At 62.6% G+C, this 22,089-nt stretch carries 20 protein-coding genes; 7 read left to right on the top strand and 13 right to left on the bottom strand.

From position 1 onward, the window contains the following. Positions 1–15: 15 nt before the first annotated feature. From HMPREF3166_RS05325 to mshA, 3 genes are read right to left on the bottom strand one after another with little or no spacing between them, the layout of a single operon-like run. Positions 16–780 (bottom strand): phosphoglyceromutase, encoded by a 765-nt coding sequence (locus HMPREF3166_RS05325; RefSeq protein ID WP_070488028.1) that lies wholly within the window; start codon positions 778–780, stop codon positions 16–18. Between the two features lie 55 nt (positions 781–835). Further along, a complete protein-coding gene (locus HMPREF3166_RS05320; protein ID WP_049048879.1) occupies positions 836–1,471 on the bottom strand; it encodes a type III secretion system chaperone family protein in 636 nt (211 codons plus the stop codon). Positions 1,472–1,529: 58 nt separating this feature from the next. After that, positions 1,530–2,789: a D-inositol-3-phosphate glycosyltransferase gene (gene mshA, locus HMPREF3166_RS05315; RefSeq protein WP_070488026.1), complete on the bottom strand. Its 1,260-nt coding sequence runs from the start codon at positions 2,787–2,789 to the stop codon at positions 1,530–1,532. Positions 2,790–2,946: 157 nt separating this feature from the next. Between mshA and HMPREF3166_RS05310 the strand changes: the two genes are divergently transcribed. The 4 genes from HMPREF3166_RS05310 (at position 2,947) to HMPREF3166_RS05295 (ending at position 6,888) form a co-directional block, all read left to right on the top strand. Next, positions 2,947–4,680, top strand: a complete 1,734-nt coding sequence (locus HMPREF3166_RS05310) for a long-chain-fatty-acid--CoA ligase (RefSeq protein ID WP_049048876.1) — start codon at positions 2,947–2,949, stop codon at positions 4,678–4,680. Between the two features lie 458 nt (positions 4,681–5,138). After that, positions 5,139–6,371: an alkane 1-monooxygenase gene (locus tag HMPREF3166_RS05305; protein WP_011274219.1), complete on the top strand. Its 1,233-nt coding sequence runs from the start codon at positions 5,139–5,141 to the stop codon at positions 6,369–6,371. Beyond that, positions 6,368–6,673, top strand: a complete 306-nt coding sequence (locus HMPREF3166_RS05300) for a hypothetical protein (protein ID WP_005292164.1) — start codon at positions 6,368–6,370, stop codon at positions 6,671–6,673. Before HMPREF3166_RS05305 ends, HMPREF3166_RS05300 begins: the two co-directional genes overlap by 4 nt. A 50-nt stretch (positions 6,674–6,723) precedes the next feature. Beyond that, positions 6,724–6,888 (top strand): rubredoxin, encoded by a 165-nt coding sequence (locus tag HMPREF3166_RS05295; RefSeq protein WP_034985227.1) that lies wholly within the window; start codon positions 6,724–6,726, stop codon positions 6,886–6,888. 34 nt (positions 6,889–6,922) lie between these two features. Here the strand turns inward: HMPREF3166_RS05295 and HMPREF3166_RS05290 are convergent, their stop codons facing one another. Continuing rightward, entirely contained in the window at positions 6,923–8,239 is a 1,317-nt protein-coding gene (locus HMPREF3166_RS05290) for a UDP-N-acetylmuramate dehydrogenase (RefSeq protein WP_070488024.1), read from the bottom strand. Positions 8,240–8,262: 23 nt separating this feature from the next. Here HMPREF3166_RS05290 and HMPREF3166_RS05285 point away from each other — a divergent pair, with 23 nt between their 5' ends. The 3 genes from HMPREF3166_RS05285 to HMPREF3166_RS05275 all read left to right on the top strand — a co-directional run bounded on the left by HMPREF3166_RS05285 (position 8,263) and on the right by HMPREF3166_RS05275 (position 10,984). Further along, positions 8,263–8,760 carry a DUF2505 domain-containing protein gene (locus tag HMPREF3166_RS05285; protein WP_034985223.1) on the top strand — a complete coding sequence of 166 codons (498 nt, stop codon included), beginning with the start codon at positions 8,263–8,265 and terminating at the stop codon, positions 8,758–8,760. A gap of 72 nt (positions 8,761–8,832) precedes the next feature. After that, positions 8,833–9,684 (top strand): class I SAM-dependent methyltransferase, encoded by an 852-nt coding sequence (locus HMPREF3166_RS05280; RefSeq protein ID WP_035002944.1) that lies wholly within the window; start codon positions 8,833–8,835, stop codon positions 9,682–9,684. 103 nt (positions 9,685–9,787) lie between these two features. Then, positions 9,788–10,984, top strand: coding sequence for an LmeA family phospholipid-binding protein (locus HMPREF3166_RS05275; protein WP_070488022.1), 1,197 nt, complete (start codon positions 9,788–9,790; stop codon positions 10,982–10,984). Between the two features lie 83 nt (positions 10,985–11,067). On the opposite strand, the gene deoC is transcribed toward HMPREF3166_RS05275, so the two are convergent. The 9 genes from deoC to HMPREF3166_RS05230 all read right to left on the bottom strand — a co-directional run bounded on the left by deoC (position 11,068) and on the right by HMPREF3166_RS05230 (position 21,804). Beyond that, positions 11,068–11,817: a deoxyribose-phosphate aldolase gene (deoC, locus tag HMPREF3166_RS05270; protein WP_035002942.1), complete on the bottom strand. Its 750-nt coding sequence runs from the start codon at positions 11,815–11,817 to the stop codon at positions 11,068–11,070. Continuing rightward, on the bottom strand, positions 11,814–12,128 hold the full coding sequence (locus tag HMPREF3166_RS05265) for a DUF2516 family protein (RefSeq protein WP_035002941.1): 315 nt from the start codon (positions 12,126–12,128) through the stop codon (positions 11,814–11,816). The genes deoC and HMPREF3166_RS05265 overlap by 4 nt, the downstream gene beginning before the upstream one ends. A gap of 5 nt (positions 12,129–12,133) precedes the next feature. Continuing rightward, complete coding sequence (locus HMPREF3166_RS05260; protein WP_070488020.1) at positions 12,134–13,459, bottom strand: DUF445 domain-containing protein; 1,326 nt, start codon at positions 13,457–13,459, stop codon at positions 12,134–12,136. A gap of 467 nt (positions 13,460–13,926) precedes the next feature. Next, positions 13,927–14,247, bottom strand: a complete 321-nt coding sequence (locus HMPREF3166_RS05255; RefSeq protein WP_070488018.1) for a hypothetical protein — start codon at positions 14,245–14,247, stop codon at positions 13,927–13,929. 40 nt (positions 14,248–14,287) lie between these two features. After that, complete coding sequence (locus tag HMPREF3166_RS05250) at positions 14,288–15,037, bottom strand: succinate dehydrogenase/fumarate reductase iron-sulfur subunit (RefSeq protein WP_034985210.1); 750 nt, start codon at positions 15,035–15,037, stop codon at positions 14,288–14,290. Further along, positions 15,037–17,070, bottom strand: coding sequence for a fumarate reductase/succinate dehydrogenase flavoprotein subunit (locus HMPREF3166_RS05245; RefSeq protein WP_035002939.1), 2,034 nt, complete (start codon positions 17,068–17,070; stop codon positions 15,037–15,039). The genes HMPREF3166_RS05250 and HMPREF3166_RS05245 overlap by 1 nt, the downstream gene beginning before the upstream one ends. A gap of 33 nt (positions 17,071–17,103) precedes the next feature. After that, complete coding sequence (locus HMPREF3166_RS05240; RefSeq protein ID WP_034985206.1) at positions 17,104–17,889, bottom strand: succinate dehydrogenase cytochrome b subunit; 786 nt, start codon at positions 17,887–17,889, stop codon at positions 17,104–17,106. Positions 17,890–18,222: 333 nt separating this feature from the next. Then, the gene (locus HMPREF3166_RS05235) at positions 18,223–20,901 is read right to left on the bottom strand and encodes a glycoside hydrolase family 65 protein (RefSeq protein ID WP_070488016.1); all 2,679 of its coding nucleotides are present in this window, start codon (positions 20,899–20,901) and stop codon (positions 18,223–18,225) included. A gap of 144 nt (positions 20,902–21,045) precedes the next feature. Beyond that, entirely contained in the window at positions 21,046–21,804 is a 759-nt protein-coding gene (locus HMPREF3166_RS05230) for an HAD family hydrolase (RefSeq protein ID WP_070488014.1), read from the bottom strand. Positions 21,805–22,089 lie beyond the last annotated feature (285 nt).

Genomic DNA, 22,089 nt, shown 5'->3' with positions numbered 1-22,089 from the left:
AACTTAGCCCGGCTCTTACTTAGCCTGGCCCTGTGCAGCGACTGCTGCAGCCCCCGCAGCGGCTGCCTCCGGGTCCAGGTAGTCGCCACCCGGGTTCAGAACCTTGCCGTCCGCGTCGATGCGGTAGACCAGCGGGATGCCAGTCGGGATGTTCAGGCCCGCAATGTCCTCGTCGGAGATCTGGTCCAGGTGCTTAACCAGCGCACGCAGGGAGTTGCCGTGTGCGGCAACCAGTACGGTCTCGCCGTTCTTCACGCGCGGCTCGATCTCTTCCTCGTAGTACGGGATGAAGCGCTTGACGACGTCCAGCAGGCACTCGGTGGCCGGGATCTCGGGCAGGTCGGCGTAGCGCGGGTCGTTGGTCTGCGCGTACTCGTTGTCAGCGTCGATGGCCGGCGGCGGGGTGTCGTAGGAGCGGCGCCATGCCATGAACTGCTCTTCGCCGTACTTGTCCTTAGTCTCCGCCTTGTTCAGGCCCTGCAGCGCGCCGTAGTGCCGCTCGTTCAGGCGCCAGTCGCGCACAACGGGGATCCAGTGACGGTCCGCCGCGTCGAGGGCGATGTTGGCGGTGGTGATGGCGCGGCGCAGCAGGGAGGTGTACAGGATGGTCGGCTCCAGACCGGCCTCCTTGATCATCTCACCGCCGCGAACTGCCTCCTCGCGGCCCTTGTCGGTCAGGCGCACGTCTACCCAGCCGGTGAACTGGTTGGAGGCATTCCATTCACTCTGGCCGTGACGCAGCAGGATCAGATTTCCGTGGGTGTTGTTTTGCTCGCTCATACTCCCAATTCTGCCATGATGTGCGCCCGCGTGCCCCAGGATTCGGTGGCGCTGCCTATTCTGCCGCTTCGCCTTGCTCACTGTCGTCAGCACCACCGCGCTCCGTGCCGTCGCTGTTGCCGTCTAGGTCGGGGGTGCTCGGGCTCTTTGCTTCGGACGCCAACTTGGATCCCGGTGGCGGCGCCAGCAACTGGACCTCCTGCTCGGAGGGCTTGAGGTGTGCGAAGGCCGCGAGGTTCATAGTCGGCTCGCCACGAGACAGGCGCCATGCCCACTCGTGGCGGATGGAGGAGGCAAAGCCGCGCTCCAGGATGCGGTTGAAGTCCGCATCCGCCCGCTCCAAGACCTGCCCCAGGATCCGTTGAATGTCCTCGCTGCTGGTGTTGTCCGAGAACTGGCCCACCAGGTAGATGTCGTTGTTCCGGTCCAGCGTGTAGTGCACTCCAAAGCTACGGCGGTTGGCGTGCAGCAGCAGCTTGTAGACCTCTTCCTGGCCCTCCTCCACCGCGCGGCAGACAAAGGCCTCCACGCGGAACATGCCGTCCTGCGGGATGAAAATGCAGTTTGTCTTCAGGCGCTTCTCGCCCGGCAGCACGACTACTACGTTGCCGTCCTTCCCGGCTGGCCCCTCGGGGAGGGTGTATTCGACTTCCGCTTCGTCCAGAAGCTCACAAATCCGTGTGCGATCCATAAGCCCCAAACTACATTTCCGCCTGCCCCGGCGCAGTCACCTTGGATTTTCCCCGGTTCTACCCGGCGGGCTGACGCTCCCCACGGTGGCCGGCGGGCGGCAACTCTTCGTACAGCTTGTACAGAGCTTCCGCAGATGCCTGCCAGGAGAACTTTGCGGCATGGCTGGGGGCATACTCCCCCATTGCGATGCGCAGATCGTCGTCCAACACCAGCTTGCCCAGCGCATCGGCCCAGTCGCCCGCATCGTGGCCGTCCACCAGCAGGCCAGACTTCTCATCCTCCACCGCGATCGGCAGGCCACCCGTGCGCGTAGCCACGACGGGCGTGCCGCACGCCTGCGCCTCCAGCGCCACCAGCCCGAAGGACTCGTTGTAGCTGGGCACGGCCACAATGTCTGCCGCCCGGTACACGCCCACCAGTTCCTCGGGTGGGCGCGGGGCCAGGAAGCGCACGCAGCGGCTAATCTCCAGCTCCTCGGCCAGCAATTGCAGCCGCTCCAGCTCGTTGCCTCCGGCCCCAGAGGAACCACCGCAGATCACCACAGCTAACTGCTGCTGGGGGTGCCGGTTCACTAGCTCAGCCACTGCACGCAACAGCACCTGCGGGCCCTTCAACCGCTGCAGTCGACCGACAAATCCAATGACCTTCGTGCGGAAGGGAATGCCCAGTTCACGGCGGGAACGCTCGGTCGCACGATCCGATCCAGGCGTGAAGCGATCCACGTCTGCGCCCGGTGGGACGACTCTGATCGCGCACGTGGTGGCGTCATAACCCTCAATAAGATCCTGCACCTCCTGGTCCGTGTTTACGATCAGCAGATCCGCATTGTCCACGATCTGCTGCTCGCAGATGCGGCGCGATTCCGGCTCGCGCGAATCGCCGTCGGCCAGGGAGGTGTTCTTCACCGCCGCCAGAGTGTGCGCCGTGTGCACCCAGGGAACCTGCCAGAGGTCGCGCAACAGCCACCCAACCTGCCCGGAGAGCCAATAGTGCGAGTGAATCAGGTCGTAGCTCACCCCCTCCTCGCGGCAAAAAGCCAGGATCGATCCCGTAAACGCCGCCAGCTGCGTGGGCAGCTCCTCCTTCGACAGCCCCTCGTACGGCCCAGCCACGCAGTTGATCACCCTTAACCCCGGGCGAACGTTGACTACCTCGCCCTGCAGAGGCCGGGTCGCTCGAGTAAATACATCGACGGTGACGCCCCTACGTTCCAGCTGCTCAGCAATGTTTTTCACGTACACGTTCATCCCGCCGGCATCCCCCGTGCCGGGTTGCTCGAGGGGAGAAGTGTGCATGGAGATCATAGCGACGCGCATACCGCCCAAGCTTAGCCAGATTAGAGCGGGGCTGGGGGTAGGTGGCGTCCACAGAAATTTGCTTAATTCCACCAAAGAAAACGAAAAAATTAGATAGGGTGCCAAAGTAACGTGCATCACGTTTTGAAGACTGTTTCTAAAGACCTAAGGGATCTACATGACTGACACCGAGCGCCCAGAGGGAACGGCCTGGAAGGACAAGCCTTACCTGAAGTACTACGCGGAGTGGACCCCGCACAGCCTGGAGTACCAAGACGACACCATGGCTAAGCTTCTCGACCGTACTGTCGCCGAACACTCGAGCGCCGACATCCTGGACTTCTTTGGTCAGACGATGACCTACGGAGATTTCCTCAAGCAGGTCAAGAGCGTGGCCGCCGGCTTGCGCGAGCTGGGCGTGCGCCCGGGCGACCGCGTGGCCGTAACCCTACCGAACTGCCCGCAGCACCTGATCACGATTTTCGCAGTCCACAAGCTGGGCGGCGTGGTAGCCGAGCACAACCCGCTGTACACCGCCCGCGAGCTGCAAGGCCCCTGCAAGGACCACGGCGCGAAGGTGGCGGTGGTCTGGGACAAGATCGCCCCCATGTTCCAGGAGCTTTCGCGCACCACGCCGCTGGAGAAGATCGTGAGCGTGAACATGATCGACGCGATGCCGCTGGTGAAGCGCCTGGCTCTGAAGCTGCCGATCAAGTCCATCAAGGAGAAGCGCGACCAGCTACACGGCGAGGCGCCGGGCACCATCCCGTTCTCCCAGCTGCAGAGCGCCAAGTTCGGCGGCGATGGATCCGACATCGAAAACTGCCCGGAGACGAACCAGGACTCCCCTGCGTTCATCCTGTTCACCTCCGGCACCACCGGCAAGCCGAAGGGCGCGCAGCTAACGCACGGCAACGTCATGTCCAACGTTGCCCAGGGCCAGTCCTGGATCAGTGGCATCGGCGAGCGTGGCCAGGAGAAGTTCCTCGCTGCCCTCCCCTTGTTCCACATCTACGGCCTGACACTGACCGCCGCACTAGCCGTATCCACCGGCGGCAAGCTGCTGCTACTGCCGAAGCCGGAGATTCCGCTGATTGTGGATCAGCTGAAGCGCGAGACCCCCACCTACATGCCGGGCGTGCCGACCCTGTACGACAAGATTCTGGCTGCCGCGGATGAGCACAACCTTGACCTGCGCGGAATTGCCAACGCCCTATCCGGCGCAGCACCGCTGCCGGTACACACCACCCTGGAGTGGGAGAAGAAGACCGGCGGCAAGATCGTGGAGGGCTACGGCCTAACCGAGTCCGGCCCGATCCTCACGGCCAACCCCGTCACCCCGGAGCGCCGCGCGGGCTACATCGGCATCCCGTTCCCGGATACCGAACTTCGCGTGGCCGACCCGGACGACTTCAGCAAGACCATGCCGGACGGCGAACCGGGCGAGCTGCTGGCCCGCGGCCGCCAGGTGTTCCACGGCTACATCAACATCCCGGACGAGGATCAGCCGTTCTACGAAGACTGGTTCTGCACTGGTGACATGGCTGTGATGGAGCCGGACGGCTTCATCAAGATCGTCTCCCGCATTAAGGAAATGATCATCACCGGCGGGTTTAACGTTTACCCCGCCGAGGTCGAGGAGTTCCTGGAGGAGCACGAGCAGATCCAGAAGGCCGGCGTGGTCGGCCTGCCGCAGGACGACGGCTCTGAAGAGGTTGTCGCCGCAGTTGTTCTGGCGGACGGCGTGAGCGAGGCTGACTTCGACAAGGAAGCCATCCGGGAGTGGGCTCGCGAAGGTCTGACCCGCTACAAGGTTCCCCGCCGCTTCTTCGTCGTCGACGAGATGCCGGCTGATCTGATCGGCAAGATCCGCCGCCGTGAGGTTAAGGACCTGATCATGACGATGCTGTAGGCGGACGCTTCCCCTCTTCTAGCTCTTCCCGAGTTCGGCGAATACGCCGGGCTCGGGTTTCTGCTTTCTTGGCTCCCTAAGCGCCGAATGTCGCTAGAACGGGAATGCGTTAAAGGAAACTATTTTCACCTGCATAAAGTCGCAGGTTAGAGCGTTGCGCTGTTTTGGAACCTTGCGTTTCCATTTACAGATTCCCGTTCTAACGACATTTCCACATTCCACCCCTCCCGGAACCCCTCCTCCAACTACCTCCAAAGCCCTAATTTCATATTGTTGTGAAAACCATATGGTATTCTGTGTCACATGTGCGAGGCAGAGCGCTCCGCCATCCGGGCGCCATCCGGGCCCATCCACGCACCATTCGTGGGCCATACGTGCACGACTCGCACGCCAACTAGATACCAACTGAATACCAACCCCACACCATCGATATGCACAGGAATGCAGGTGAGTCGACGATGACAACCACGCAAAACCCAGCGCACACAGCCAACGGCGCTAGCACCTCTCCCGGTACGGCTCCAGCCAAGCGCCCACCCGGTTGGAAAGACTCCAAGAAGTACGCCTGGACTTTCAGCCTCGTTCCGGCGGCCATTCCACTGATCGTGTGGGGCGTTGCCTCCTGGCTCAAAGCCATCAACGGCCCCGACCTGCTGATCCATGTCACCTGGTGGGCCGGCCCCATTGCCGTGTTTATCCTGATCCCACTGGCGGACGTGATCCTCGGCCGCGATGGCGAGAACGTGCCGGAAGAGTTCGTCCCCTGGCTGGAAGAAACCAAGTACTACCGAGTGGTGACGTACCTCTACTTCCCCATCATGCTGGCCAGCCTCATTGCCTGCTGCTACCTATGGACCAGCTCGGACCTGTTGATGATCGACCGCCTGGGCCTTGCCTGGTCTATGGGCATGAGCTCCGGCATCGGTATCGTCGCTGCCCACGAACTAGGCCACAAGAAGGGCAGCTTCGAGCGTTGGATGGGCAAGATCACCCTGGCTGTCCCCGCCTACGGGCACTTCTACATCGAGCACAACAAGGGTCACCACGTTAAGGTCGCCACCCCGGAGGATCCGGTGAGCTCCCGCATGGGCGAGAACGTCTACACCTACCTGGTCCGATCCATCCCTCACCAGATCCCACGCGCCTGGAACATCGAGAAGAAGCGTCTGGCGCGCAAGGGCAAGTCCCAATTCCACCTCAGCAATGAGGTGCTGAACGCTTGGCTGGTCACCGTGCTGGTCTGGGGCGGGCTGTTCATCGCCTTCGGCATCTACATTCTGCCGTGGATGCTAATCCAGGCCGTGCTGGGCATCGCCTTGCTGGAGTTCGTGAACTACCTAGAGCACTACGGCCTGTTGCGGCAGATGCAGCCGGATGGCCGCTACGAGCGCTGCACCCCGGAGCACTCCTGGAACTCCGACAATCTGACCACCAATATTTTCCTCTACCAGCTTCAGCGCCACTCGGATCACCACGCGAATCCGACGCGCCGCTACCAGTCGCTGCGCTCGGACGTGAAAGCTCCGGAGCTGCCAGCCGGCTACGCGACGATGATCGCCATGGCTTCGATTCCGCCGCTGTGGTTCAAGGTCATGGATAGCCGCCTGATGAAGCACTACAACTACGACGTCTCCAAGGCGAACGTCCTGCCTGGCAAGGAAGAGAAGCTGGCTGCGAGGTGGCAGCGATGAGCACGACCGCCCCAACCGGAAGCACCATCAACCCACCCAACCCAACCACTCACTACCTGCTCAGTGGCGCTGGCACGGCGGTCGGTGCTTTCTTCCTACTGCTCGCGGTCTTGGGCTTGTTCGGCGTTCCCGCTTTGAGCAACGTCGTTCCATGGCCTCTGTTGATCAGCCTTTTCTTCCTGATCCCCGGGATCGCCGGCTTGTGGCGCGGCCCCGGCCAGCCCTCGACGTATGAGATCCCCCGTCCGAAGCAGCGCAAGTTCACCGACAAGAACCGCGCGGCCAAGGCTGCTTCTAAGTGACGCCCCTAGCCCCAACCCCAACCACTTCAGTCCAAGCGAAGGAGTCCCCCATGTCCGTTTTCCAATGCCCTGTCTGTGACTATCGATTCGATGAGGCCGTAGGCGATCCCGCCGAGGGCTTCAACCCCGGCACCCCGTGGTCCGAGGTGCCGGATGACTGGTTCTGCCCGGACTGCGGCGTCCGCGACAAAGTGGATTTCGAGCCGGTCGCCTAGCCTCAGCCGGTCGGCTGGTCTCAACTACCTCGAGCTAGTCGATGCTCACGCCGACCCAGATCGGCTCCGGCTCCAGCACTACTCCGAACGCTTCCTGCACGCCGGCCCGCACGGCGCGTGCCAGTTCCACCACATCCGCACTGGTCGCGGAACCGCGATTGGTGAGGGCCAGGGTGTGCTTGGTGGACAGGGAGGCGCGGTCGTTCCCCGGTACGTGCCAGCCCTTTGCAAACCCGGCGCGCTCGATCAGCCACGCTGCAGAGAACTTGAACTGTGGCTCGCCCACGCCCGTACCGGCATCCGTGCCAGCAGCCGCGCCCGCAGCGGCGCCACCATTGGCCTTCACCGGGTACAGGGGCATCGACTCCACCCCATCGTCGCCGCACTTCTCCCGCACAGCGGCCACTACCGCGTCGCGCGCCTCCTCGCCGGTGACAATCGGGTTCGTGAAGAAGGACCCAGCCGACCACGTATCGTGGTCAGCCGAATCCAAAACCATGCCCTTGCCCGCGCGCAGTTCCAGCACGGCCTGGCGCACATCGGCAGCGGGCCGACGGATCTCCCCGGCGGCAGCCTCATCCGCATCCACGCCCAAGCGCCGCGCCAGCTCGCCGAAGCGCAGCGGCACACTCAGGCCATCGGTGGTCAGCTGGAACTCCACGGACGTCACCACGGCCCGCGAGGTGAACTTCAGATTCGAGTAGCGATACCCCAGGTCCAGGGCGGAAGGTTCCACCCACTCGAGCTCCCCGCTCGTACGGTCATACAACTGCACGCGCCGCAGCACCTGCGCAACCTCCGCGCCATATGCGCCGACGTTCTGCACAGGCGTGGCACCCACGGAGCCGGGGATCCCGCTCAGGCACTCCAACCCGCCGAGCCCAGCCTCGACAGTCGCGGCCACCAGCTGATCCCATTCAACTCCCGCAAAGGCTCGCACCACACCAGTCTCGCGGTCGATCGTCACTCCTGTCTCGCCCGTCGCGTCACCGTCAGCGTCTTCGCTATCGCCTACGTCACCGTCACCCGCGCTCAACAGCACCACAACCAACTGGGATACTGCATCCCCTTCGCCCACCACGAGGTTCGATCCGCCGCCGACGACAAGCAGTGGCTGCGTGTGGGCGTCCAAAAAAGAAACGACCTGGGCAACAGCCTCCGCCGAAGAGCATTCGACAACCCCGGCGGGTGCGGCGCCGATGCGCAGGGTGGTCATTTCGGCGAAGGAACGGCTGGTCACACGGGTGTCGGGGATAGAAACTGGGTCGGCGCCAGTGCCGCTGAGGCGCTCCAGAAGGTGGTGTGCGCGTTCCTCGGACGTGAAATGTGCGTTATTAGTCGAATCAGTCACATCACTAAAGGTAGTCTGTTGGCATGACTACTCACAGCGAGAACACTGCAACGATTAACTTCCCCATTGAAAAGGTCTACGAGGCACTCTCCTCCGCAAATTACTGGGCCTACGAGGTCGAGAACATCGGCGACGAGCCTGGCGAGGTAAACTCTTTCACCCCCGAGCCCATCGAGGCCGTCCTATTCGAGCTGCTGCCGAAGTCCGCTCTGCCGGAGGCCGTGCGTGGCATGGTTTCCCAGGACCTGAAGCTCAAGCGTGTCGTCGAGTTCGGCCCGCTGGCTGACGGCACCACCACCGGTAAGGTCAACGCAGAGGTCAAGGGCGCACCGGTTTCCTTCTCCGCGGATGTCACCCTGACCGGCTCCGGTGACTCCACCGAGCTGAAGGCCGACTGCGCCGTGGACGTGAAGATCCCGATGATGGGCGCCGTCCTGGAGCCGAAGGTTGCCGAGTGGGTGGAGGAGTTCCTGACCCGCGAGGCCGCCCTGATCCAGAAGTGGATCAGCGACAACGCCTAAAGCCCGGCATAGGCTCCGCCTGGACCTTTAACGAAAACAAACTCACTCACCTGAAAGGCTCGGTTAACCCGCGTGGCTGACCACGCCCACAATCTCAAGGCCCGTTCGTGGAATACGGACGGGCCTGTTGGCGTCCCTACCCGCGGAACGACTGGCTACAACCGTCTGCGCAAGTCCGACCGCTGGCTGGTGGCGCAGCCGCGGGTGCAAGCGCAGCTACGAGGAGCCGTGCTGCACGAACACCGCAACCCCGTGGCCGTCGACGTCGGCTACGGGGCCTCCCACACCACCACCTGCGAATGGGCCCGGTGGCTGCGAACTATTGCTCCCACGGTGGAGGTCACCGGCCTGGAGATCGAGCCTTCCCGCGTGCTCCCCGACCGCGAGGGTGTGCACTTCGCCCTCGGCGGCTTCGAGTTGGCGGGGCTGCAGGCGGACGTTGTGCGTGCTTTTAACGTGCTGCGCCAATACGACGTGGATCAGGTGCAGGCCGCGTGGGACACGATGCGTGCGAACCTGCGCCCCGGTGGCGTGATCATCGAAGGCACCTGCGACGAGGTCGGCCGCCGCTCCTGCTGGGTACTCCTGGATGAGGCCGGCCCGCAGTCACTGACGCTCGCGTGGGACCCGCAGGACATCGAAAAACCCTCCGACCTGGCCGAACGGCTGCCGAAGATCCTGATTCACCGCAACACCCCCGGCCACCTCATCTACGACGTCCTCGCGGAGCTCGACCGCTGCTGGGAACGCGCCGCACCCCTGGCCGTCTTTGGGCCACGGGTACGGTGGCGCTCGGCGAAGCAGGAATTCTTGGGTTCTCTTGGTGACGCCCACTCTCCCGCGGCGCGGCTCAACCCGCGCCGCCGCTTGGCGGATAATTCAATCACCTTGCCATGGTCATTGGTGTGCGAGCCTGTGTATTAGCTATCTGTTCGCTGCCAAGTCTTGGCTCAACTATGGGCTCTAAAGTGGGCTGGGGCTAAGATACGGGTTGGCACAGCTCCGACGATAAGGAACACTGATACGGGTGACTAACCCACAAAACCCATCACAGAACCCGTCCTCGAATGCCGGCGGCAACGAGGATCAGACGGCTGTCTGGAACACCAGCGGCAACAGCAACCCCAACCAGTACGGCTCTGGCTACGGTGCCCCGCAGGGGCAGCCGGGTGGATACGGCCAGCCGAACCAGCAGCTGCAGTTCGGCCAGCCGGGGCAACAGAGCGCCTATGGCCAGGCAGGCGCGTACGGCCAACCACCGCAGAACATGTACCAGCAGCAGCCAAAGAAGAGCAAGCTTTGGCTGAAGGTCCTTATCGGATTCTTGCTTGTCATTGTTTTGCTGCTGCTCCTCGCCGAGTTCGGCCTCCGCTGGTTCATGAAGGACCAGATTCAGAGCGCGTTTAGGGAGCAACAGCAGGAATCCGGCGTGTCCGAACCCGTGGATCCGGATATTTCCCTGGGCGCTTCCCCAGTGCTGCTGGGAATTGTGCAAGGCAAGATCCCCCAAATGACCGTCGATATTCCCTCCACGTTGGACATCACCTACGAGGGGCAGGATAAGTCCAAGCCCAAAATCTCCGGCGAGCCCGCAGTTCACCTGGAGCTTCGTGACATGAAGATGGATACCGACAATCCTGATGACTCAGTGGTGGGCGACCTGCGACTACGGACGGTCATTACCAAGGAGATGCTGCTGGCTCAGGCCTCCGAAAGCGCCAGCGACGGCGGTGGGGATGAGGACAACCCGCTGGCTGGGTTACTGCAGATTACTGACGTCCGCCCCAACCCGGACAAGCAGACCCTAAGCTTCGACCTCACTGGCGGTCTGGCGACCTTCGAGGTCAAGCCAGTTATCCAGGACGGGCAAATGAAGATGGAGATGGAGAACGTCTCCCTGCTGGGTATGGATCTTCCGGAGTCCTTCACCCAGGAGATGGAGTCGCAGTTGGAGGATTCCATCCCCGCTGATGTTCAGGGCGGCATGGACTTCGAATCCATCAACGTCACCGACGAGGGGCTGGAAGTAAACATGCACGGCACGGACGTTAACTTCGCCGAGCTGGACACGGGCTCCGCCACCGGCGGCTCCGGCAGTGGCTCTGACGGTGGCAGCGGATCCGGTGGTTCCGGCGGTAGTGGGGCGGGCAATACCGAAGACGCGGACCTCACCCGCCCCTGGAAGGAGGACGGCCCGGTCGGTTCCTCCAACATGGCCGCCTAGCCGCTCCCCCCCCGGCTCCGGCCACCTAGCCCGCCAGTACGGCGGCTCGACGCGGGCCGCAGGGCGCAGGCCGCAAACCGGCTCTAGGCGCCCAGCACCTTCGCTGCCGCGGAAACCCCCAGGCGGGTAGCTCCCGCCTCAATCATCGCCAGGGCCGCCTCCCAATCGCGGATGCCACCCGAGGCCTTGATCCCCACCAGGCCCGCGGCAATGCGCTCATCCTCCCCCATGCCGAACGGCGCCAGCTTCCCCAGCTTGCGCAGCTCGTCGGCCATGATGCTCACAGCCTCCACGCTCGCCCCACCCGCCGGGTGGAAGCCCGTGGAGGTTTTTACGTAGTCGGCCCCCGCCTGCACACATGCGCGCACGGCAGTGCGCAGCTGCTCCTCGTCCAGCAGTGCGGACTCCACGATCACCTTCAGCACCAGCGGGTGCGGCACGGCCTCCCGCACGGTGATCAGCTCCGCCAGAAGCGCATTCTGATCCTTCGCCAGGGCCGCCGCCACGTCGATCACCACATCGATCTCTTCGGCGCCCAACTGCGCGGCATAACGCGCCTCGGTGGCCTTCACCAAGGAGGCGTGCTTGCCGCTAGGGAACCCGGCGACGGTGGCGATGCGCAGCGTGGCGTCAGTACCCAAAGAACCCGAAGGCGGCACCGAACCCAAAGGCAGCATCGAGGGCGACACGCACACCGCGCCGCACCCCAACTGGGTGGCCTCGCGAACCAGAGCCGCCACGTCATCGCGCGACGCTTCGGGCTTCAGCAGTGTGGCATCCAGGATGGCGGCAACGGCCTCGCGGGAGACCTTAGAACGGTCGAAGGAAGTCACCAGGAACCACCCGAGTTATCCAGCACGTCGCGGATCGCGGGGCGCACGTCCTGCCAGTAAATACCGACGATGACCGCCGCGATGATCCACAGCAGCTCGATGGCGATGAAGAAACTCAGGATGGACAGCGCCACCGCACCGCCCATCAGCATCAACCAATTCTGCTTTTCACGATCGATCACCATAAAAGCGTCGTCGCGCGTACTAGCCAGCTGTGCCAGGCCGACGGCCGCCAGCACGAAAATAGCGACCGCCAGCGCCAAATTGATACCCATATATACGTTAGCCAACGTCGTAAAGACCATGTACATGCCACTCAGCCTAACGCAAAGATCAGCTCAGTCAGGGAGTAAATCGCCAGGCCAGCCAACGCGCCCACAATCGTGCCATTCACGCGGATGAACTGCAGGTCCTTGCCCACCATCAGCTCGATCTTGTCGGAAGCCTCCTGCGCGTCCCACCGCTCGACTGTCTCGCCGATGATGCCGGTGACCTCGCCCGCATAGTTATCGGCAAGGTAGCTGGCCGCCCCGACGATGCGCCGTTCAAGCTCTTCGCGCAGCTCTGGCTCTTCTTGGATACGACGCCCATACGCCTCCACCCATTGCGCAATCTGTCGGCGCAGCAGGGAATCTGGGTCACGGGACCAGGAGGTGAGTGTTGCGCGGGTGGACTCCCACAAGCGGCCGGGCATCGCGGTGACAGGCCCGGAGGTCATCACGTCATTCTTGAAGCCCTCCACCCGGGCGATCATCTTTTCATCGTGCTGGAGGTCCTGCGAAAGCTGGTAGATGAACGAGCGCAGCTGGCGGCGGGCATCGTGGTTGGGGTCGCGGCGAACATCGCCGGTGAATTCCACCAGCTCGCGGTACACGCGGGAGCCCACGAGTTCACGGACGAAGCGGGGCGCCCAGGCCGGGGTGCGCTCGTCGATGAGGCGAACAACGAAGTCTTCGGAAGTACGGGCCTTGTCGTCCATCCAGATGACGATTGCGTCGACTGCGGGTTCAGTGCGGCCTTCCTCGATAAGTTGCTCCAGGCCGCGGCCCAGCGGCGGGCCCCAGGTGGGTTCGCTGAGCTTGTCGATGACCAGGGCGCGGAGGACTTGCTCTGCTTCCTGAGGGTTGATGCCATTGACTGTGAGGTCGATGATCTTGCCGACCTCTTGCGAGACTCGGTTGGCGCCACCGTCGTTGACGACCCAATCGCTGGCGCGCTCCGGGATTCGCGCCTTGCGGAGCTTATCGCTGATGAGGGCGGCATTGAGGAAGTTCTCCCCCACGAACTCGCTGAGCGCGTGGCCGACCTGATCCTTCTTCCGCTTGATGATGGCCGTGTGCGGGATGGGGATGTGCAACGGGTGGCGAAACAGGGCAGTGACGGCGAACCAGTCGGCGAGGGCGCCGACCATGCCCGCTTCGCTGGCCGCGCGGACGTAGCCGATCCAGGCGCCGGGGTTGCCCTGGTACTCGAGCCAGCGCATGGCCACGTAGATGAGAGTCGCGATGACCAGCAGGCCGGTGGCTATGGCCTTGTGTTTGCGCAGTTCCGCCCGGCGGGTGGCCTCGGTGGCCGGGTCGGGCCCCGGGACCTGGGACAGCGGTGCCGGGGCCTGGGACAGCGGTGTGTCAGTAGCAGTCATTATTCAATTATGGCACCGCTAGGGGCATTAAGAGGGGTTCGCTGGGGGCTGCGATGTGGGTTCGGTGGGGCTCCTGTGAGGGTGCATTGGGGCTCCAGGGAGGGCTGAGCAAGTGTTCCGCTAAGTCCAACAACCTATTCAAGAACCTAAATGTCGGAAAAGTTGCAAATCGTTATTAGTGACGCTTTTCACTAATACAAAAGCGCTGGTCAGACGGTTTTCTGCCCCAGCCGTAAACAGTCGAGCAAAAAGAATTGCAACTTTTCCGACATTTAGCTCCTATCCCACCCTTCGGAAACACTCCCCGACGCAATACCGTGCGGGCAAAGCAAAACCGCGCCACCGGAAGTGGTGGCGCGGTCTGCGCAATTGGAGGTGCTTTAGCTGCGGCTTCAGCTTTAGCTCAAGCGCTGCCGTTAGCTCTGGCTTCAGCTTTGGTTCAAGCCCAAGCCCTAGCTAACCGCTAGCTAGATGATGCGGCCGGAACGACTCTTGTAGTCGCGGTAGTTCTTGCGACCTGCGTGGATGCACGCAGAGCCAGCAATCACAGCAACAACGGACATTACAACGCCGATAATCAGGTACGTCATGCCGTTTTCCTGAGTGCCGGACATGTTGGTAGCCAGACCGAACACGATGGTACCCAGACCCGGCATCAGCAGCAGCCAAAAGCCCATGCCGATCCAAGTGAGGGAGCGCTGCAGCGAAGAGTGCGGCGCATCAAAGCTGGACGGCTGGTAGCCATCAACGTAGTAACGCTCCATGTGCAGGTTCTCACTGAGTGCCATGGTTCTCTCCTACTTTCTGATACTTGTCTTGGAGTTGATCTTAGTCATCCTTGCCGCGGAAAGCGGCACGGGTGCGTTCCTTTGTGATAGCTGCCACAGCCGTCAGCGGGATACCCGCCGGGCAAACGTCAGCACACTCGCCGTACAGCGAGCAAGGACCGAAAGTACCCTCGACCTCATCAACCATCTTGCGGGCGCGCTTGCCGCGCTCCTCACGCCCCAGCGGGGACAGCGTCAGGTGCACCAGCTTTGCGCCGGTGAACAGGTGAGCTGCACCGTTCGGGCAAGCCGCGACACAGGCGCCACAGCCGATGCAGGCTGCGTGATCCAGGGCCTTCTCCGCGTCGGAGTGGTTCACCAGCAGGGAGTCGGCATCCGGGGCGGTGCCGGCCATGACGGACACGAAGCCACCCTTTTCCATCACGCGGTCCAGTGCGGAACGGTCGACGACCATGTCCTTGATAACCGGGTAAGCAGCGGAACGCAGCGGCTCCAGCTTGATGGTGTCGCCATCGTTGAAGGAGACCAAGCGCTGCTGGCAGGCCGGCTTGTTCTGATCCGGGCCGTGGGGACGGTCGTTAACCATCAGGCCACAGGTACCGCAAATACCCTCGCGGCAGTCCGAGGCGAAGGCAAAGGGCTCCTTGCCCTCTTCAACGAACTTGTTGTTTACGTGGTCGAGCAGCTCCAAGATGGACATCTGCTCTGCAGCGTCGTCAACGTCAACAGACTCGAAGTGGCCTTCGGCATTCGGGCCCGCCTGACGCCAGATTTCAAGATGCAGTTTCATTACTTGTAATTCCTTGTCATCAGCGGGATACGGTCGAAGTACAGGGGCTCAGAGTGGCGGATGAACTTGTTCTCGCCATTCGGCTCCCAGGCGGAGACGAAGCACCAGTTGTCATCGTCACGCTCTGCCTCGCCGTCTTCGGACAGGTGGTCATCGCGGTAGTGGGCACCACAGGACTCGTCGCGGTCCAGTGCGTCCACGCACATCAGCTCGCCCAGATCCAGGTAGTCGGCAACGCGGGTTGCGTACTCCAGGGTCTGGTTCATTTCCTCGGTACCGCCCGGGATGTGGACGTTGGCCCAGAAGTCCTTGCGCAGGGCGCGGATCTTCTCGATGCCGTCCTTCATATCCTTCACGTTGCGGGACACGCCACAGGAGAAGTACAGGATCTCGCCCAGCTGGCGGTGGTAGTACTCCGGGCCGTGCGGGTTGTCGCCCTTGATGGTGGTCAGACGTTCGATGCGGTCCTTGGCGCGCTGCAGGGCTTCCTGAGCTGCCGGGGAATCGGCGGCCGGGATCTCCTCGCCCAGGTGCGGTGCCAGGTAGTTCGGGATGGTGAACGGCAGGGTGAACCAGCCCTCCACGGAGGAGGACAGCAGGGAGTTAGCACCCAGGCGGTTCGCGCCGTGGTACATCCAGGAGGACTCACCGGAGCAGAACAGACCGTCAATGGACGTCATCTCGTTGAAGTCGGTCCACAGGCCACCCATGGTGTAGTGGCAGGTCGGGGCGATGCGCATCGGGGTCTCGTAGGCGGACTCGCCGATGGCCTCTTCGTACATCTGGATCAGGTTGGAGTAGCGCTCGCGGATCGTGTCCTTGCCCAGGCGCTGGATAGCGTCGCCCAGATCCAGGTACACGGAGTTCTTCATCGGGCCCACGCCGTAGCCAGCGTTAATCTGCTGAGCGTTGGCACGGGAAGCGATATCACGCGGAACCAGGTTGCCGAAGGCCGGGTAGCGGCGCTCCAGGAAGTAGTCGCGCTCGTCCTCCGGGATGTCGTTCGGCTTGCGGTCGTCGCCCTTCTTCTTCGGGGTCCAGATGCGGCCGTCGTTACGCAGCGACTCGGACATCAGGATCGTCTTGGACTGCCAGGTGGAGTTCACCGGCAGGCCCGTCGGGTGGAACTGCACGAAGGACGGGGACGCCATGTATGCACCCAGCTCGTAGGCACGCATGATGGCCGAGGCGTTGGAGTTCTTGGCCAGCGTGGACATGTGGTACACGTTGCCGTAACCGCCGGTGGCCAGCACGGTTGCGTGGCCGGTGTGAGCCTTTAGCTCGCCGGTCAGCAGGTTGCGCATGATCACGCCCTCACAGCGACCGTCGTTGACGATCAGGTCAACTAGGTCGTTGTGGGTGAAGATCTCCACGTGGCCGGCACCGATCTGGCGGTACAGCGCAGAGGTGGTGGCCAGCTGCAGCTGCTGGCCCGTTTGACCACGGGTGTAGTAGGTACGGGAGACCTGAACGCCACCGAAGGAACGGGTTGCCAGGGTGCCACCGTACTCGCGGGAGAACGGTGCGCCGACAGCGTTCATGTGGTCGATGACCTTCGGGGACTCCATAGCCAGGCGCCAGCAGTCGTTCTCGCGGCAGCGGTAGTCGCCACCCTTGACCGTGTCCTTGGCGTGCAGGTAGGTGGAGTCGTTATCCAGCTTCTTACCGCGGGAGGAGTTCACACCACCCTGCGCAGCAATGGAGTGCGCGCGGCGCGGGGAGTCGTGGTACGTGAACACCTTGACGTCGTATCCCAGCTCGCCAAGTGCGGCGGCTGCAGCGCCACCGGCCAGGCCGGTGCCGACGATGAGGATGCGGAACTTGTTGCGGTTCAGCGGAGACACCATTCCGAAGTGCTCCTTGGCGTACTGCCACTGCTTGTCCTGGCCGACTACGTGGGGTGCGTTGTCCTTCAGAACCTTTCCGACGGTCACGCCCTCGACGACGGATTCCGGCGCAGTAAAAGCAGCGACGGCCTTGTCGTAGTCGAAGTCCGCGGTCTGATTGTGCGGGTGGTTAGTTACTTCGCTCATTTAACTCTCTTCTCCTTGTAACCAGACTCGCCGTTATTGCCCAGCCGGGACGAACGGGACCTGATCAACCAGCCCAAACATCACAGCCAGCGGGATGGAGATGTTGCCGATCATCACGATCGCGGGCAGCAGGTAAGCGATCCACAGCATGACCTTGCGGGTGCGGTGGCCGGTGATGCCCAGGTCCGAGGTGGCAGTCCAGATGCCGTGGGACAGGTGCATGAACAGGATCAGCATCGCCAGGATGTAGAAGATGGCTACAGCCGGGCGGTCGAAGGATGCAATCAGGTTCTGGTAGGCAGCGTGTGCGCCGTCGGTCGGGCCCTGGAAGTCCTCGGAAGCGACCGGCTTTACGCCCATCGTCAGGTCCAGGATGTGGAAGATGATGAACAGCAGCAGCACGATGCCGGTAACGATCATGCTGCGGGCGGTAAAGGTGTTCCAGCTGCTAACCATGCCCTTGCGGCGGTAGCGGCCACGGGACTGGTGAGCACGGCTGGTCAGTGCGAATGCGCACCATACGTGCAGGATCAGGCACACCAGCAGCACGATACGTGCAACCCACAGGAAGGACTCGTGCGGCAGCAGCGGGTAGCCGAATTCACGCAGGAAGTCGGCGTAGGTGTTGAAGGATTCGGCCCCCATGTAAACCTTCAGGTTTCCAACCATGTGAACCAGGACGAACAGCGCGAAGATGATGCCCGTGATGGCCATCGTCAGCTTCATCGCCCACGAAGGGAAGCCTGGCTTCTCGCGCAGGCTCGAAGTTCTCAGTTTTCCGTGAGCGATTGCCTCACGGTCGTCATATTTAACAGTCATGGCACCTCCAGTGTCATAGACACTGTATGTGCTTTAGCCCCCCTCGGACTACTCGTGTACCTGCATATTCCCGCTCTTACACCCCGTTATGGGGTATAACATTTCCGCAATACAAGCCTTGCAAAAATACCCATAACGGTACGACCGTACTGTTAGATTCCCCCTAAGAGACCGTCGTCGCTCAGCGTCACACTGGTCACACGGCTTTCGGGGGTTACCCTGTTTCTTTCTTATTGACGCCACGCCCCAACTTCTTCACGCCCACCACCCACCTCACAGAGAATGCGGGGGTGACGGCGCGCGCTGGCGGTAGGCGTCAGAAAATATATATTTTTATAGCTTTACCCAGTGATCCGGGGAACCATGCTTAGAACCGCCGTCTGCGTCCCGGGCAGCTTCGCCCCCGTCGGCCCCGTCGGCACGGTGTTCGCTGAGCAGCGTCGCACCCTTCACAACGACGGGCTCGTGGCCGACAACAACCTCCTCGCCCATAACCCAGATCGGACCGACCTTGCGGTCGCCCTCCTCTAGCACCAGCTCGACCTCGCCGGGGCGAACCTCCACACGCAGGCGCTCGCCGTGCAGGGTGATGTGGTAGGTCAGGGACTCCCACTCGTCCGGCAGCCGCGGATCGATGGTGAACTGCCCGTAGAAATCGCGGAAACCGCCGAAGCCATTGGTCAGCGCCGTCCACGCGCCACCGCACGAGGCGATGTGCACGCCATCTGAGGCGTTGTGGTGCAGGTCGCCCATGTCCACGAACAGACCGCGGTAGAAGAACTCCTCTGCCTTCTCCTTGTAGCCCAGCTCCGCGGCGATGATGGACTGCACGACGGCCGACAGGGTGGAGTCTCCCGTGGTCAGGATGTCGTAGTAGTCGTAGTCCGCGCGCTTGACCTCGGTGGAGAAGCGCTGGCCCTGCAGGAACAGTGCCAGCACCACGTCGGCCTGCTTCAAAATCTGATAGCGGTAGATCGTCAGCGGGTGGTAGTGCAGCAGAAGCGGGCGCTTCGGGCCAACCTCCGGATCGTCCAGATCCCAGATGCGGCGATGCAGGAACTGGTCGTCCTGGGGGTTGACCTTCAGCTCCTCGTTGTACGGGATGTACATGCACTCGGCAGCCTTGCGCCAGAGGTCCACCTCGGCCTGCGTAATGTGCTTCAGGTTCTGCAGGTTGCGGTATTCCTCCGGGCGCTCCTTTTCCGTCTGGCGTACGACTGCCGCCGCGACCTCCAAGTTGTACTGGGCCATCACGTTTGTGTACAGGTTGTTGTTCACCACGGTCGTGTACTCGTCCGGGCCGGTCACAGAGTGGATCTCGAACTTGTCTTGCTTGCTGTTGAAGAAGCCGATGGACATCCAGAACCGCGCGGTCTCCACCAGAAGGCTGATGCCCTGCTGCAGTAGGAACTCTGTATCGCCGGTCGCGTAAACGTACTTCATCAGCGCAAACGCGATGTCGGCATCGATGTGATACTGCGCGGTACCCGCCGCGTAGTAGGCCGAGGATTCCTGGCCGTTGATGGTGCGCCACGGGAACAGGGCGCCATCGTGGGATAGCTCCAGTGCGCGCTTCTTGGCCGCTGGCAGCATGTCGTAGCGGAAGCGCAGGGCGTTCCTGGCCAGGTTGGGGTTGGTGTAGCAGAGGAACGGCATCACGTAGATTTCCGTGTCCCAGAAGTAATGGCCGCCGTAGCCGGAGCCGGTCATGCCCTTTGCCGGCACACCGTTGGTCTCCGCACGGGCGGAGGCCTGGATCAGCTGGAAGATGTTCCAGCGCACCGCCTGCTGCAGCGCGGGCTGGCCGGCGATGCGTACGTCGGAGCGCTCCCAGAAGCGGGCCAGCCACTCGGCCTGGTTATCCATCAGGTTGCTAAAGCCCACCGACTTCGCGCGGTTGATGGTGCGGGCGCAGCGGAATGCGAGCTCCTGCGGAGCCACGTGACGGGAGGAGTGGTACGCCGTGAACTTCTCCAGGCGCATCTTCATCCCCTTCTTACCGTTCAGGTGGTACGTCACGCGGGCGACGTCCTCCTCCACCTCCGTGGAGACCTCCACGCCGGTGTCCACGCCCGTGTCCGTCTCGTCCGAGGGGTTGTCGATATCCAGGATGTGGTCCATGGAGACTGTCACGGTCATGCCCGAGTGGTTGATCTGATAGCCCAGCGTGGCGCGCTCCGGCTCCGTGCTGGACTGATACTTCGGGATGAACACGCGATCCTGGAACTGCTCGCCCTTGCGCGGGTCGAAACCCTCCTCGCCGGCCACGCGGGCGTTGTTATCCGGGAACTCGCCCTGGCCGTCCTCGCGGTTCAGTAGCTGGGAGGAGACCACGACGGCAGCCGGTGCGTCCAGCAGCTCGACCTCTAGGGACTGCAGCGCCAGGTGGCGCTCCTGGAAGCTCACCATACGCTCGGAGGTCACGCGCACGTGCTTGCCGCCTGGAGTGCGCCAGACCAGGCTGCGGCGCAGCACGCCCTCGCGGAAGTCCAGGCTGCGGTTATATTCCATCACCTCCGCGTTGCCCAGGCGCAGCGGCTCGTCGTCGATGTACAGTCGCATGGCCTTGGCATCTGGAACCGAGACGATGCTCTGCCCTGTGCGCGCCAGGCCGTAGGCATCCTCTGCGTGCTCGATGTCCCAGGTCTCATGCACGCCGTTGATGAACGTGCCGTGGGTGTGGGAATCTCGGCCCTCTTCCGGGTTGCCACGCAGGCCCAGGTAGCCGTTGGACAGCGCAAAGAGGGTTTCGGAAACACCAAGATCCATGGAGTTCGGGCGGGTCTCGATCAACGCCCACTCGTCGACCGGGTTGTTGTCACGATCCACGGACTCCAGCGGATTCACCGCGGTGTGCTTCATGTCGGCACGGAATCCCTCCGCACGCAAGTCACCGCCGTCAACCGGGCGCTTGTACCCCGGCTCCGCTCCCTCGCGGCGGGTTGCGAGGAAGTCCTTCAGCCGCTGGTCTTCCGGGCTGCGCTTGGTCTGTCGTTGCGCGTTGATTCCCATAGTGCTTCTGGTTTCTCCGTCTAGTTCTGTCTAGTTCCGTCTACTTCTTTATAGGCCTGCGTAAGTCTTTGCAGTTCTGTGCCGGTTGTTCGTCTAAAGGCTCAGCGTGTAAAAGTTCTGCGCGCTAGCCCCCGACCACGTGCTCTAACCCAGCAGGTCCGCCAGGTCGTTGACCACGATGTCCGCACCGTGTTCGTGCAACGCCTCCGCACCCGCCCCACGATCCACGCCGATGACCAGCCCGAACTTGCCCGCCTTACCGCTGGCCACGCCACTAGTGGCATCCTCCACCACCACTGCGTTTTCCGCACTGGCGCCGAGCTTCTTTGCGCCATACAGGTACGTATCTGGTGCGGGCTTACCTGGCAGGTTCTTTTCGGACGCCACCTTCCCATCCACAACAACCTCAAACCGATCGAGCAGCCCCGCCGCCTTAAGCACCGGGCGGGCGTTCTTCGAGGAGGAGACAATCGCGATCTGCGGGGCCTTCTCTCCCGCCGCGGCACGATCCCGGATGGCATCCAGCAGCTGCACGGACCCCTCGTAGGCCTGCACGCCTTCTTCCACCAGCTTCAGGAAATCCTCGTTCTTGCGGGCTCCCAGGCCGTGGATCGTGTCCTGATCCGCACTGTCGTCCACCTTGCCCTCTGGAACTTCAATGTCACGGCTAGCTAGCAGGGCGGCCACGCCCTCGTCGCGACGGCGGCCGTCCAGGTAGTCGAAGTAGTCCTGTTCGGTGTAGGGCTCGGCGCCCTTGGCCTCCAGGAACGCACTGAACATCCGTGCCCACGCCTGGCGGTGGAGCTCTGCGGTCGGGGTGATCACACCGTCGAGGTCGAAAAGTACGGCGTCAAAATCAAAGAGAGATCGGGCGGGCGGGGTGCCAAAGGTGGTGACGGACAAAGTCGGGCTCCTTCCGGGGCGCCTTGGTGAATGTGCGGTCGTGCATGTGTGTTCGCGTGACCACCAGTCTAACCAGGGGGTCGGACAACTGTCCGTGCAAGGAGATTGGGTGAAAATGGGTATAAGAAAACCGCCGGGTGAGGCGGGCTCACACCGGCGGTTAGGTCCTTAACGCTTTAGGCAGCGTTGGCCTCGCGCGAGGCTTTAGGCGATGCCGTTTTTAGCCTTGAACTCCAAACGACGGGCGTGCAGAATCGGCTCGGTGTAACCAGCCGGCTGCTCCAG

The organism is Corynebacterium sp. HMSC08A12 (assembly GCF_001807485.1).
In the GTDB taxonomy this organism is placed as follows: Bacteria; Actinomycetota; Actinomycetes; order Mycobacteriales; family Mycobacteriaceae; genus Corynebacterium; species Corynebacterium evansiae.
The sequence above is the reverse complement of the archived record's forward strand: the minus strand, read 5'-3'. Positions and strand labels throughout refer to the sequence as shown.